Source organism: Streptomyces sp. NPDC041068 (assembly GCF_040647455.1).
Lineage (GTDB): Bacteria > Actinomycetota > Actinomycetes > Streptomycetales > Streptomycetaceae > Streptomyces.
Genome location: NZ_JBEZCG010000002.1, coordinates 236,480 through 248,999, shown reverse-complemented (window position 1 = coordinate 248,999; position 12,520 = coordinate 236,480). Strand labels below are relative to the sequence as shown.

Sequence of the window (12,520 nt, the reverse complement as noted above, 5' to 3'; positions counted from 1 at the left end):
CGAGCACCGCCCGTCCTGAGCACCGCTCCCTCCCGAGCACCGCCCGTCCTGAGCACCGCTCCCTCCCGAGCACCGCCCGTCCTGAGCACCGCTCCCTCCCGAGCACCGCCCGTCCTGAGCACCGCTCCGTCCCGAGCACTCCATAGCACTCCTTAGAGAGAACCCACATGTCTCATCCCACGCCCCACACCGTCGCCGACCTCACCGAGGCGGTCCTTGCGGGCGCCCATGGACCCGACCCCGCCGAACTCGTCGTCACCAGCGCGTTCTGGCTGTACAACACCACCCGGCTCGTCGGCGGCGAGGTCACGTACCACAACCACTATCTGCTACTGCGCGTCGGCGACGCCTTCGGCGCGTGCTCCTTCGAGGCGGGTGAACTCGCCCCGGACTTCTGCGAGAACGCCTCGGGGCAGTCCCTGGACAAGCTGCTGCGCGACGAGTCCGCGCCCGTGCGGACCGCGGCGCTCGACGCCTATCTCGCCCGGGTGCGCCCGCACCGCGACGCCGACGACGCCGAGCGCGTCATGCTGCCCACCGGCACGCCCGAGGTCCGCGCCGAGGCCCGCGACGCCGCCATCGCCGGACTGCTCGACATCGCGCCCGGCGCGAAGGTCGCCCTGATCGGCGTGGTCAACCCGCTCGTCGCGGCGATACGGGAGCGGGGCGGCGTCTGTCTGCCCTGCGACCTGAACCTGCGTACGACCGCGTGGGGCGAGCCGGTCACCGACGACATGACCGAGGTCCTCGCGCGGGCCGACGCCGTGGTCGCCACCGGCATGACGCTCAGCAACGGCACCTTCGACCTGATCCTGCGCCACTGCGTCGAGCACGACGTGCCCCTGGTCGTCTACGCCCAGAGCGGCAGCGCCGTCGCCCGCGCCTTCCTCGGCGCCGGTGTCACCGGGCTGAACGCGGAGCCGTTCACCTTCTCCCAGTTCAGCGCCGACGCCACGCCGATGTACCGCTACCGCGCCGCCCTCGCGTCGGACATCGCCTCGAACGGAGCGGCAGCGTGAGCGTCGACGCCACCAAGAACGACGTAGGCGCGCAGGAAGCTCTGCCGGGCGATCTCCGCATGGCCCGTGCCCTGTGGCCGGTCCTGCTCGCCTCGGCGGTCGGCCTGCTGCCGTTCACCGTCTTCAGCACCTACCTCGTGCCCATCGCCGACGAGGCCGGCAGCGGCGTCGCCGCCATGGGCGGTCTGCGCGGGCTCGGCGGCCTGGCCGCCCTGCTCGTCGGCACCGCCCTCGCCCCGCTCATCGACCGGGTCCCCAAGGAGTGGGCGGCGGCGGGCGCGCTCGCCGCACTCGGGGCGTCGGCCGCGCTCGGCGCCACCGGGGACTTCGTCCTGCTCGCCGTGTTCTGCCTGCTCATCGGCGCCAGTACGGCCGTACTGAACCCGGCGCTCACCGCCGCGGCCGCCGACCGCTTCGGCACCGGCAAGGCCGCGGGGCGCGCGGCGACCCTGGTCACCGCCACCCAGTCCATGACGGCCATGCTCGCCGCGCCGGTCATCGCGCTGCCCACGCTGTTCTGGGGCTGGCAGGGCGACCTGTTCGGCGTGACGGTGGTGGCGCTGCTGCTCGCCGTTGTCTTCGTGGCCCGGCGCGGCAGGCGGACCGAATCCGGCGCGACCGAGGCCGCCGCGGAGGGGCAACGCCTCGGCTATCTGGCCTCGTTCAGGGCGCTCGCTGCCGTGCGCGGCGCGGTGCCGCTGCTGCTCATCGGGTTCCTGCGCACCGCGGTGTTCATGGGCTACCTGTCGTACCTCGCGGCCTTCTACGAGGAGCGGTTCGACCTCGACGCCGGGCTCTTCGCGTTCGTGTGGACGCTGAGCGGCGCGGCGTTCTTCGTCAGCAACCTCCTCACCGGGCGGATCACCAACGCGGCCGAGCCGCGCGTCGGTACGGAACGTCTGCTCGCCCTCGGCCTGGTCGCCGCCCTCGTCTCCGTCGTGGGCTTCTACTTCACGCACTGGCTGCCGCTGGCCCTCGCCATGACCGCGCTGCACGCGGCGAGCCACGCGATCGTCGCCGCCTGCGTGGTCAGCCTCATCGTGCGGCGCTGCGGGACGGGGCTGCGCGGGTCGGCGCTGAGCCTCAACGCGGCGGGCCAGAGCCTCGGCGTGTTCGTCGGGGCAGCGCTCGGCGGTGCCGGCCTCGGCCTGGCCGGCTACCCCGGCGTCGCGGCCGCGTTCGGCGCTCTGGTGGTCGTGGCGCTCGGCGCGGCCGTGCTGGTGCTGCGGGCGGGCCGGGTCGACGACGGGGCGGAGGCCGCATGAGCACCGTCACGGAGGTGGCTCCCACGGAAACCCCCCGGCCCCGGGCCACCGTGCGGGACCGCCTCGCCTCCCCCCGGGCCCTGCTGCTCACCTGCGTCGCGCTCTTCCTCGCCCTGGTCGCCTCGGTCGTCGTGGCGATCGGCCTGGGCGCCGCCGCCGTGACGCCCGCCGAGACGGCCCGCTATCTGTGGGCGGCGCTCAGCGGGGGCCGCATCGGCGCCGACGAGACGACGACGTACCAGATCATCTGGCAGATCCGTACGCCGCGCGTGCTGCTCGCCGCGCTGGTGGGCGCCGGTCTGAGCGCGGTCGGCGTGGCCATCCAGGCGATGGTGCGCAACGCGCTCGCCGACCCGTTCGTCCTCGGCGTCTCCTCGGGGGCGTCGGTGGGCGCGGTCGGCGTGACGGTGACCGGGGGCCTGGCCGCGCTCGGCGTCTACGCGGTCTCGGCGGGCGCGTTCATCGGCGCGCTCCTCGCGTCCTTCCTCGTGTACGTGGCCTCCAGCGACCGGGGTTCGCTCTCGCCGCTGCGTCTCGTCCTGACGGGCGTGGCCATGTCGCTGGGCTTCCAGGCCGTGATGAGCGTGATCATTTACTTCGCGCCGGACAGCGAGGCGACGAGCATGATCCTGTACTGGACCATGGGCAGCTTCGGCGCGGCGTCCTGGGGCTCCCTTCCGGTGGTGTCGGCGGTCGTCCTGCTCGGCCTCGTCGTCCTCCACCGCCACAGCCGCGCCCTGGACGTCCTCGCGCTCGGCGACGAGACCGCCGCGAGCCTGGGCGTCGGCCCCGACCGGCACCGCAGGTCGCTGCTCGTGGTCGTCTCGCTGGTCACCGGCGTGATGGTCGCCGTGAGCGGCGCCATCAGCTTCGTCGGGCTCGTCATGCCGCACCTGGTGCGCATGGTGGTCGGCGCCACGCACGCGCGCGTGCTGGCCGTCGCGCCGCTGGTCGGCGCGGTGTTCATGGTCTGGGTGGATCTGCTGTCCCGGACGGTGGTCGCCCCGCGCGAACTGCCGCTCGGCGTCATCACGGCGCTCGTCGGAGTGCCGGTCTTCATCGGCCTGATGCGCCGCAAGGGCTATACGTTCGGGGGCCGTTGAGATGGCTGCGACAGATGAGACGGACGGCATGGATCTGCGCATCGACGCGCTCTCCGTGACGATCGACGGCAAGCACCTGGTCCGTGACCTGTCCCTCGACGTGGGGTGCGGCGAGGTCGTGGGCCTGGTCGGCCCGAACGGCAGCGGCAAGTCGACCGCGCTGCGCTGCGTGTACCGCGCGCTGCGGCCGACGTCCGGGGCCGTCCTCGTCGGCGGCGACGACATCTCCCGCCTGACGATGCGGCGCGGCGCGCAGCTCGTCGCCGCCATGACGCAGGACGGCGCGGTCGACCTGGACTTCACGGTCGAGGAGGTCGTGGCGCTCGGCCGGGCCCCGCACCAGCGCGGCAACCAGGCGCTCACCGCGCGCGAACGGGAGCTGTGCGCGCGGGCGATGGAGCGGCTCGACATCCGGCATCTGGCCGGGCGCGGCGTCCTCGCCCTGTCCGGCGGCGAGCGCCAGCGCGTGCTGCTGGCCCGCGCGCTCGTCCAGGAACCTCAGGTCCTCGTCCTCGACGAGCCGACCAACCACCTCGACGTTCGCCACCAGATCGAGGTCCTCTCGCATCTGCGCGGCGCCGGGCTCACCGTCCTCGTCGTACTGCACGACCTCAATCTCGCGGCGGCCGCCTGCGACCGGATCGGGGTGCTGTCCCAGGGGCGGTTGGTCGCGTCGGGGACGCCCGACGAGGTGCTCACCGAGGAGCTGGTCGCCGACGTGTTCGGCGTGAAGGCCAGCGTCGTGCCGCACCCGCTGACGGGCGACCCGCAGCTGCTCTACGCGCTCCACCCCTCCCACTGCCCCTCTGCCCCTCTGCCCTTCTGACCCTCTTCTTCCGACCTCTGAAAGTTGAAAGGCACCGACTCCCCATGTCCCACACCCGATCCATCGCGGCCGGATCCGCGCTCGCGCTGACGCTGCTCGTCGGCTGCGGCGCCGAGGTCGAATCGGACGGCAACGCCGAGGCGTCCGAGAAGACCACCGTCGAGCGCTGCGGCGAACCCGTCTCCTACAAGGTCCCCCAGCGGGCTGTCGCCTACGAGGGCGGAAGCGCCGACAAGCTGTTCAGCCTCGGCCTGACCAAGCACGTCCACGGGTACGTGATGCCGCCCGCCAACCCGCCCGTGAGCGAGTCCCCGTGGGTGAAGGAGTACGCCAAGGTCAAGATGCTCAGCGACGACCTGCTCAACAAGGAGCTGGTCGTCGAGGCCAAGTCGGACTTCGTCGTCGCGGGCTGGAACTCCGGCTTCAGCGACCAGCGCGGCATCACCCCGAAGATCCTCGACAAGCTCGGCGTCCAGAGCTTCATGCACACGGAGAGCTGCTTCAACTACCCCAAGTACCCACAGAAGGTCACCCCGTTCAAGGCGCTCTACAGCGACCTGGAGCGGCTCGGGAAGATCTTCCGGGTGGAGAAGAAGGCCGACCAGGTCGTCGCCGGTCTGAAGAAGCGGGTGGCGGCGGTCGAGGCGAAGGCGCCCAAGGGCGAGCGGGTGCCGGTCTTCCTCTACGACTCCGGCACCGACCAGCCCTTCACGGCAGGCAGCCAGGTCCCGCCCAACGACATCATCAAGAGCGCGGGCGGCAGGAACATCTTCGACGGCCTCAACGAGCGCTGGACCCAGGTCAATTGGGAGGCCGTGACGAAGGCCGAGCCCGAGGTCGTCATCATCTTCGACTACGGCGACCAGCCCGCGAAGAAGAAGATCGATTTCCTGAAGAAGTCCCCGCACACGAAGGAACTGCCCGCCGTCAAGAAGAACAACTTCTTCGTCCTCGACTACAACGAAGGCATCAGCGGCCCGCGCAACGTGGACGGTCTGGAGAAGTTCGGTACGTACCTGCGCGAGCTGGATCGCAGGGGCTGAGTTCAGCCCGCGAACGCGAAGGCGGCACCCGGACGTCCACGGCCCGCGGTCGGCCGCTGATCCGCGCCGGGCGCCAGTCCGCCCCGGCCGTGCGTCACAGTCGTTCCCCTTCCGTTCCGGACGGTGGGCGGACCCCGTCGCCGGAACGGCGGACGGACCGCACAAGTCAGGTAAGCCCAACTTGTGCGGTCCCGTACGTCACTCCGCCGGCACATCAGGGCCGCCGCGCGCGCCGGGCCGTCGTCTCCCGGGGGACGAGCCGATGGCTGAGCGTGGTGACCGCCCCGGGGTCGGCGTCGGGGCCAGGCCGGGCGTCGATGATGTGGCGGGCCGCCATGGCACCCATCTCGTACAGCGGCAGGCTCACCGTCGTAAGGCCGACGTGCCGTGCCACCGGGAGGTCGTTGATGCCCGCGACGGAGATCTCTCCCGGTACGTCGATGCCCGCCTGCCGCAGGGCGCTGAGCACGCCGACCGCGACCTCGTCGTTGGCCGCCACGACCGCGTCGGGCAGCGGCGGCCGCGCGATCAGCCGCAGGGCCGCGGCGTGCCCCGCCTCGTGGTCGAAGCCCCCCGGGAGGCAGCGCGCCTCGTCGGCGAGACCGGCCGCGGCCACGCAGGCGAGGAACCCGTCCCTGCGCTGCCGGGTGACAGTCATGCCGGACGGGCCCTCGATGAACGCGATCCTGCGGTGGCCCAGCGAGACGAGATGGTCGGTCACGTCATGGGCGGCGGCGCCGTTGTTGACGGTGATCGCCGGGCAGCCGAGGGCCCGGTCGGCCAGCGCGACGGCACGGACACCCTGCTCCCGCACCCGACGGACGGCCTTGACCAGGTCGGGCAGGTGCGGATCGTCGTCGAACCCGCTGCCCGCGAACACCACGCCCGCTGCGCGGTAGTCCCGCATGACCCGCAGCCGGCCGATCTCCGCGTCGGTGCGCCGGTCGACGTTGGAGAGCATGGTCACGTAACCGGCCTTGGTCGCCACGTCGTCCACGCCACGGGCGATGACGGAGAAGTACGGGTTGACGATGTCGCTCACCAGGACGCCGACGAGGCGGCTGTGGGGCGAGACCATCGCGCGCGCCAGGGCGCTCGGCGAGTACTCAAGACGCTCGGCGGCCGCCAGGACCTTGGCGCGCGTCGCGGTGGATACGGGATGGCCCGACCCGCTGAGCACGCGCGACGCGGTGGCCACGGCCACTCCCGCCTCCCGCGCGACGTCCACCAGTGAACTCACGGCCCACCCCCATGGCAAAGGTTTTCCTCAACGTCCCACAGGGCGCCGCGAATTCACAAGGGGAGAGTGCAACTTCCAGGCGATCGGCCCGACTTGAGGCTTGACGATTCCGCGAATCCGCTCGCTAGCATCCTCGGAAGGAAGACGTTTTCCTCTCCACAGATCCTTACGGAAGTCCACCGCCGATGACCTTGGAGGAGGCCATGCACGTCCGTACGCGCAGGAAGCACTTTCGCACCCGTCCCCAACATCTCGCCGCCCTCGCGCTCGCGGCTCTCGTCGCCGCGAGCGCCTGCGGCGGCCCCGGCACCCGGGCCCGCGCCGACGGAACGCTCTCGTTCACCGTGGCGGTCGTCGAACCGGACCTGACGACCGTGCCGATCCTCGCCGCCCTCGACACCCTCCGCGAGCAGGGCCACTCCATCGACGTCGTCGAGCTCGCCGAGCCCGAACTGGCCGTCGAGGGGCTCGCCAAGGGCGAGTACGCGATCTCCGCCGAGGCGACCGGCCCGGCGCTCAGCGCCATCGAGCAGGGCGCCCCCATCAAGATCATCGCCGATGCCGTCGCCAACCAGTGGGCCCTCTACGGCAGTTCGGACATCGACTCCTGCGACGACCTCGGCGGACGCCCGTTCGGGATCTTCAGCGAGGGCGCGGTGGCGACGGCCATCGCCAAGGACTGGGTGGACGCCGAGTGCGGCGCCGGAGAACGCCCCCGCTATCTGACGATCGGCGGCTCGGACGTGCGCGCCCAGGCCCTCGCCTCGGGGGAGATCGACGCGACGCCGCTGGAGGTCTCCGACGCGGTGTCCCTGGAGGCGTCCGGCACCTCCGGGTTCACCAAGGTCGTCGACTTCGCCGAGAGCCTGCCGGACCTGCACCCCCAGACCGTGTACGCGAACTCCGGCTTCCTCGGCGAGCACCGCGAGGTGGCGCAGGAGTTCGTCACCGCCCTGGTGCGGGAGCACGCGAGGATCACCGCGGACCCGGGGCACCTCGTGGACCTGGCGCGGGCCCATCTGCCGGAGGAGGAGCGGTCGGACGTGGCCCGGGTCGCCCGGCGGTACAGCGACGCGAAGCTGTTCGACGCGGCGGCCCTGACCTCGCGCAACGTCCAGGGCACCATCGACTTCTTCGCCCGCGCCGGCGTGATCGGGCGGGGGATGACCACGAAGGACGCGGCGGATCTCGGCTTCGTCGAGGAGGCGTCGCCATGACGCTCCGGCGGCGGGTCCTCCACGCCCATCTCCCCTACCGGCTCCTGACCTTCGCCCTCTTCGCCACGGCCTGGGAGCTGTACGCCCGCGAGCGCGGCGGCCTGCTCCTGCCGACCTTCACGGAGACGGCGCGGGCCACGGTCGTCCTCCTCGGCGAGGCGGAGCTGTGGCGGGCCCTGTACGTCAGCAACCAGGCGCTGGTGCTCGGCTTCGCCCTCGCCCTGTCCTTCGGCGTCCCCGCGGGCATCGTGCTGGGCAGGTTCCGGCGCCTGGAGCGGTTCGCGGACATCTACGTGAACATCCTCCTCGTCACGCCGATGGCGGCGATCATCCCGCTCCTGGTGATGTCGATGGGCGTGGGGACCGCCTCGCGCGTCGCCCTCGTCACGGTCTTCTCCGTCGTGATGGTGATCGTGAACAGCCGTGCGGGCGTACGGCAGGTGGACCCGTCGCTCATCGAGATGGCCCGCTCCTTCGGGGCCGGAGAGCGGCGGATCTGGGCGCGGATCCTGCTGCCCGGCGCACTGCCCGCGGTCATGACGGGCGTACGGCTCGGCCTCGGGCGTGCGGTCACGGGCATGGTGGTCGTCGAACTCCTCATGGTCTCCGACGGGTTGGGCGGGCTGATCCTCACGTACCGCGGCCTGCTCAAGGCACCCCTTCTCTACGGGACCATCGCGATCATCCTGGTGGAGGCGCTGCTGCTGATCTCCCTCGCGCGGTGGGGCGAACACAGGCTGACCCGCTGGACACGGACACAGACACTGACGGCAGGGGGGACCCGGTGATCAGGATCCGAGGACTGGCCAAGAGCTTCGTCGGGCAGGACGGCAGCACCGTCGAGGCGCTGCGTGACGTCGACCTCGACGTGGGAGCGCACGAGTTCCTGACCGTGCTCGGACCCAGCGGCTGCGGCAAGACCACGCTGCTCAAGGCCGTCGCCGGGCTCGTGCCCCGGTACGGCGGCGACATCCTCGTCGACGGCACCCCGGTGCGCGGCCCTGGACCCGACCGCAGCGTGGTCTTCCAGAACTTCGCCCTACTGCCGTGGGCGACCGTCCTCGACAACGTGGCGTTCGGCCTGCGGATGCGCGGCGTCGGCAGGGCCGAACGCGAGGAGCGCGCCCGTGCGCTGATCGCCACCGTGGGCCTCGCCGGCTTCGAGACCAAGCTGCCCGGTGAACTGTCCGGCGGCATGCAGCAGCGGGTCGGCATCGCCCGCGCGCTCGCCGTACGCCCCCAAGTACTGCTGATGGACGAGCCGTTCGGGGCGGTCGACGAGCAGACCCGCCGTCTGCTCCAGGAGGAGCTGCTCTCGATCTGGGAGGAGCACCGGCCGACCGTCGTGTTCGTCACCCACAGCATGGAGGAGGCCGTGCTCCTGGGCGACCGCGTCGTCCTGATGAGCGCCCGCCCCGGACGGATCGCCGAGATCGTGCCGGTGGACCTGCCCCGGACGCGCTCCACCGACGTCGGCGCCCTCGGACGGTCGGTCCGGTACACCGAGATCACGGCGTACCTGTGGGACCGGCTGCGCGCCATGCACGCGGAGCGCCGTCCGCCGTCCCGGCAGACCGAGCGCCGCCCGCCCTCCCGGCACACGGAGGCCGCGTCATGACCCTCCCCGCCGCACCTCTCGCGCTGGTGCTCGGCGCCGGGGCCTGGGAGCTGACCGGTCGCCTGGCCGACGCGTCGTTCTTCCCTCCGCTGAGCACGGTGGTGGCCCGGCTCGGCGAGCTGGCGGCCGACGGGGAGCTCTTGAGCAGCCTGGGCGACAGCGTGACCAACCTGGCCCTCGGGTTCGCCCTCTCCCTGCTCGGCGGTCTGCTCACGGGTCTGGCCATGGGCCGCTTCCGCAGGGTCGAGGCCGCCCTCGACGTGTATGTGAACGCGCTGCTCACCGCCCCGACGCTGGTCTTCGCCCCGGTGTTCTTCTCCCTGTTCGGCGCGGGCCGCGCCTCGGTCGTCGCGGTGGTCGTCACATACGCGATGTTCGTGATCATCGTGAACACGGCGGCGGCCATCAGGGCCGTGCCCGCGCACCTGGTCGAGATGGCGCGCTCCTACGGGGCGGGCGAGTGGCAGGTGCTCGTGCGCGTCATGCTCCCTGCCGCGGCCCCCCTGATCATGGCGGGCGTACGGCTCGGCGTCGGGCGCGCGGTCACCGGAATGATCAACGGCGAGATGTTCATCGCCGTCGTCGGCCTCGGCCATGTCGTCACCGAGGCGGGCGGGCGCTTCGACAGCGCGAGCGTGCTCGCCGTTCTCGTGCTCGTGATCGCCGTCGCGCTCGGGGCGATCGGCCTGGTCCAGGCCGTCGACCGCAGGCTCAACCGCTGGGTGCCCGACACATCGAGGGGAGCACGATGAAAGCCGCGGAGAGCACGATGAAGACCGAGGGAGCACGATGAAGATCGACGCGTACAGCCACATCCTGCCCGCTCCCTACTTCGCCCGCATGCGCGAACTCGCCGTCGACCGCAGGTCGTTCAAACGCTGGCTGGAGCTGCCCGCGCTGCACGACATCGACGCGCGACTGCGGATGATGGACGAGTTCGGCGACGGCTACCAACAGGTGCTCACGCTCTCCTCACCGCCCGTCGAACTCCTCGCGGGCCCCGGCGATTCGGCGGCCCTGGCGCGGCTCGCCAACACGTCGATGCGGGAGCTGTGCGACCGCCACCCCGGCCGCTTCCCCGCGTTCGTCGCCGCGCTCCCGATGAACGATCCTGACGCGACGGCGGTCGAACTCGCCCACGCGCTGGACGACTTGGGTGCACGGGGCGTCCAGCTCTTCACGAACGTCGGCGGACGGCCGCTGGACGACCCGGAGTTCGGTCCCGTCTTCGCCGAGATGGCCCGCCGTGACCTGCCCGTCTGGCTCCATCCGACCCGCGGCGCCGCCTTCGCGGACTACGCCGCGGAGAACTCCTCCGCGTACGAGATCTGGTGGGCGCTCGGCTGGCCGTACGAGACGAGCGCGGCCATGGCCCGTCTCGTCTTCTCCGGGCTCCTGGAGCGGCACCCGGACCTGAAGATCATCACTCACCACATGGGGGCGATGATCCCCTACCTGGAGGGCAGGATCGGCCTCGGCTGGAGCGACCAGCTCGGCAGCCGCACGGCGGGCGAGGAGTACGAACGCCTGCGCCGCGCACGGCTGCCGAGGCGCCCGCTGGAGTACTTCCGCCGCTTCTACGCCGACACCGCCCTGTCGGGCTCCGCCATCGGCACCCGCTGCGGCCTGGACTTCTTCGGCGCCGACCACGTCCTGTTCGGCACCGACTGCCCCTTCGACCCCGAGGGCGGCCCCCTGTACATCCGCGAGACGATCCGCGTCATCGACGACCTCGACGTCACCGAGACCGAGCGGGAACGGATCTACCACCGCACCGTACGGCGGCTGATGCGGCTGGACTGAACGGGCACGGGCCGAGCCGGGCGATCACCGGAGCGCCGCGACGGCCGCATCGAAGGCCGAGTCGCGGTTCTTCGCGAACTCCTCCTCGGTGAAGACCGGCGTGCGCAGGTGCGGCGGGATGCCGGTGCCGTCGAAGGTCCGCCCCGAGCGGGTCAGGAACTCCTCGTTCGGGAGCCAGGCCTCCATGCCGTTGGGGAGCTTGCGCTGCATGACGTCCGAGAAGACGCCCTGCGTGGCCTCCCCGATGCGGACCGTCCTGCCGGGACGGTCCATGAGGGCCTGGGTGAACGTCTCGCCCGCGCTGACTGTCGAGCCCCCGGTCAGCACGGCGACCGGCCCGGTGTAGCGGGGGACGCCCTGGGCGGGCCGTACGGCGATGGGCTGCGGGCGCGTGTACTGCGTGCGCTTCCGATAGGCGACGTACGGAGTGTCGGTCAGGCGCTCGGCGATGTGCAGGCCGAGGGCGTCGGAACCGCCTCCGTTGATCCGCAGATCGATGATCAGCCCCTTGAGGGCGGCCGTGCGCTCCGGGCTCAGGACGGTGTCCAGCGCCTTGTCGAGCTCGGCGAGCTGGGCGGCGTACGAGGGATCCCCCTTGTCGTAGGCGGCGAATCCGGAGATGCGCAGATAGCCCCGCCCTCCGGGCAGATCCGCATGGCTGATCCGGCCGTTCGCGAACTCCCGCGGCTTCTGGCCCTTCAGGTCGCGCCGCACGATGTGCTTCTTGACCTTCGCGTCCAGCGCCTCGCCGGGCGCGACCGTACCCGGACGGACCTGGTAGAAGTGGCGGTCGCCGTCCAGGACGAGGACGTGCGCGTCGTACAGCGGTTTCGCCATCTCGCTGAAGAGGGCGAAGAGTTCGTCCCTGGTCGTGTCGGCATGCACCTTGGGCCGGTACGTGTCCCGCACGGCGTGCCAGTCGATGCCCTTGGCGGCGAAGAAGGGGTAATTCTCCTCGAAGGACTGCCAGAAGACGTCGAACGCCGTCACCGGGTCCTTGGGCATCCGGCGCCCACAGGACTCCGGAAGCCTCGCGACGCGCCGCAGCTTCCGGTCGCCCGCCGAGCCGGCCGCGTGCAGCGACCCTTCCGGCCGGACGGTGAGGACCGTCCCGTCGGCAGCTCTGTACACGCCCCGCGCCGTCTCCTTCGCGGAGTCGCCCTTCAGGCAGCTGACCGCCGTCGTCTGGTACTCCTGCAGCCGTCCGTCCGCAATCGACAGGACGGTGCCGTAGCCGTCCACGCGCCAGACGCCGTCGACGCTCGGCCGCTGGGCCGCCGTGGCAGGCGCGATCGCTCCGCCCGCAAGAGCCAGTGTCACGACGGCCGTTGCGGCCTTGGAACTCGTGTATCGCACGGTGTTCCTTCATCCTTTCCCGGTACGCGA

General features: G+C 71.5%; 12 protein-coding genes. 10 read left to right on the top strand and 2 right to left on the bottom strand.

Annotation, left to right across the window (positions count from 1 at the left end):
* Positions 1-167 precede the first annotated feature (167 nt).
* From AB0B50_RS04930 to AB0B50_RS04910, 5 genes are read left to right on the top strand one after another with little or no spacing between them, the layout of a single operon-like run.
* On the top strand, positions 168-1,019 hold the full coding sequence (locus AB0B50_RS04930; protein ID WP_362325687.1) for a DUF364 domain-containing protein: 852 nt from the start codon (positions 168-170) through the stop codon (positions 1,017-1,019).
* Entirely contained in the window at positions 1,016-2,284 is a 1,269-nt protein-coding gene (locus tag AB0B50_RS04925) for an MFS transporter (RefSeq protein ID WP_362325684.1), read from the top strand. Before AB0B50_RS04930 ends, AB0B50_RS04925 begins: the two co-directional genes overlap by 4 nt.
* Complete coding sequence (locus AB0B50_RS04920) at positions 2,281-3,387, top strand: iron ABC transporter permease (protein ID WP_362325681.1); 1,107 nt, start codon at positions 2,281-2,283, stop codon at positions 3,385-3,387. Before AB0B50_RS04925 ends, AB0B50_RS04920 begins: the two co-directional genes overlap by 4 nt.
* Positions 3,388-3,415: 28 nt before the next feature.
* On the top strand, positions 3,416-4,213 hold the full coding sequence (locus tag AB0B50_RS04915) for an ABC transporter ATP-binding protein (protein ID WP_362326805.1): 798 nt from the start codon (positions 3,416-3,418) through the stop codon (positions 4,211-4,213).
* Between the two features lie 44 nt (positions 4,214-4,257).
* Complete coding sequence (locus AB0B50_RS04910; protein WP_362325678.1) at positions 4,258-5,256, top strand: ABC transporter substrate-binding protein; 999 nt, start codon at positions 4,258-4,260, stop codon at positions 5,254-5,256.
* A 214-nt stretch (positions 5,257-5,470) separates the two neighbouring features.
* Here AB0B50_RS04910 and AB0B50_RS04905 read toward each other — a convergent pair whose 3' ends face one another.
* Positions 5,471-6,496 (bottom strand): LacI family DNA-binding transcriptional regulator, encoded by a 1,026-nt coding sequence (locus AB0B50_RS04905; RefSeq protein WP_362325675.1) that lies wholly within the window; start codon positions 6,494-6,496, stop codon positions 5,471-5,473.
* 203 nt (positions 6,497-6,699) lie between these two features.
* Between AB0B50_RS04905 and AB0B50_RS04900 the strand changes: the two genes are divergently transcribed.
* From AB0B50_RS04900 to AB0B50_RS04880, 5 genes are read left to right on the top strand one after another with little or no spacing between them, the layout of a single operon-like run.
* Positions 6,700-7,713: an ABC transporter substrate-binding protein gene (locus AB0B50_RS04900; RefSeq protein ID WP_362325672.1), complete on the top strand. Its 1,014-nt coding sequence runs from the start codon at positions 6,700-6,702 to the stop codon at positions 7,711-7,713.
* Entirely contained in the window at positions 7,710-8,501 is a 792-nt protein-coding gene (locus tag AB0B50_RS04895; protein ID WP_362325669.1) for an ABC transporter permease, read from the top strand. Before AB0B50_RS04900 ends, AB0B50_RS04895 begins: the two co-directional genes overlap by 4 nt.
* The gene (locus tag AB0B50_RS04890; RefSeq protein WP_362325666.1) at positions 8,498-9,331 is read left to right on the top strand and encodes an ABC transporter ATP-binding protein; all 834 of its coding nucleotides are present in this window, start codon (positions 8,498-8,500) and stop codon (positions 9,329-9,331) included. The genes AB0B50_RS04895 and AB0B50_RS04890 overlap by 4 nt, the downstream gene beginning before the upstream one ends.
* Positions 9,328-10,083, top strand: coding sequence for an ABC transporter permease subunit (locus AB0B50_RS04885; protein ID WP_362325663.1), 756 nt, complete (start codon positions 9,328-9,330; stop codon positions 10,081-10,083). The genes AB0B50_RS04890 and AB0B50_RS04885 overlap by 4 nt, the downstream gene beginning before the upstream one ends.
* A 37-nt stretch (positions 10,084-10,120) precedes the next feature.
* Positions 10,121-11,134 carry an amidohydrolase family protein gene (locus AB0B50_RS04880; protein ID WP_362325660.1) on the top strand — a complete coding sequence of 338 codons (1,014 nt, stop codon included), beginning with the start codon at positions 10,121-10,123 and terminating at the stop codon, positions 11,132-11,134.
* A 24-nt stretch (positions 11,135-11,158) separates the two neighbouring features.
* On the opposite strand, the gene AB0B50_RS04875 is transcribed toward AB0B50_RS04880, so the two are convergent.
* Positions 11,159-12,490, bottom strand: coding sequence for a S41 family peptidase (locus tag AB0B50_RS04875; RefSeq protein WP_362325657.1), 1,332 nt, complete (start codon positions 12,488-12,490; stop codon positions 11,159-11,161).
* Between the last annotated feature and the right edge of the window lie 30 nt (positions 12,491-12,520).

Excerpts from the sequence above, each read along its gene's own strand:
- AB0B50_RS04930 (WP_362325687.1), top strand. The coding sequence starts at position 168 with ATGTCTCATCCCACGCCCCACACCGTCGCCGACCTCACCGAGGCGGTC.
- AB0B50_RS04920 (WP_362325681.1), top strand. The coding sequence starts at position 2,281 with ATGAGCACCGTCACGGAGGTGGCTCCCACGGAAACCCCCCGGCCCCGG.
- AB0B50_RS04915 (WP_362326805.1), top strand. The coding sequence starts at position 3,416 with ATGGATCTGCGCATCGACGCGCTCTCCGTGACGATCGACGGCAAGCAC.
- AB0B50_RS04910 (WP_362325678.1), top strand. The coding sequence starts at position 4,258 with ATGTCCCACACCCGATCCATCGCGGCCGGATCCGCGCTCGCGCTGACG.
- AB0B50_RS04900 (WP_362325672.1), top strand. The coding sequence starts at position 6,700 with ATGCACGTCCGTACGCGCAGGAAGCACTTTCGCACCCGTCCCCAACAT.
- AB0B50_RS04895 (WP_362325669.1), top strand. The coding sequence starts at position 7,710 with ATGACGCTCCGGCGGCGGGTCCTCCACGCCCATCTCCCCTACCGGCTC.
- AB0B50_RS04885 (WP_362325663.1), top strand. The coding sequence starts at position 9,328 with ATGACCCTCCCCGCCGCACCTCTCGCGCTGGTGCTCGGCGCCGGGGCC.
- AB0B50_RS04880 (WP_362325660.1), top strand. The coding sequence starts at position 10,121 with ATGAAGATCGACGCGTACAGCCACATCCTGCCCGCTCCCTACTTCGCC.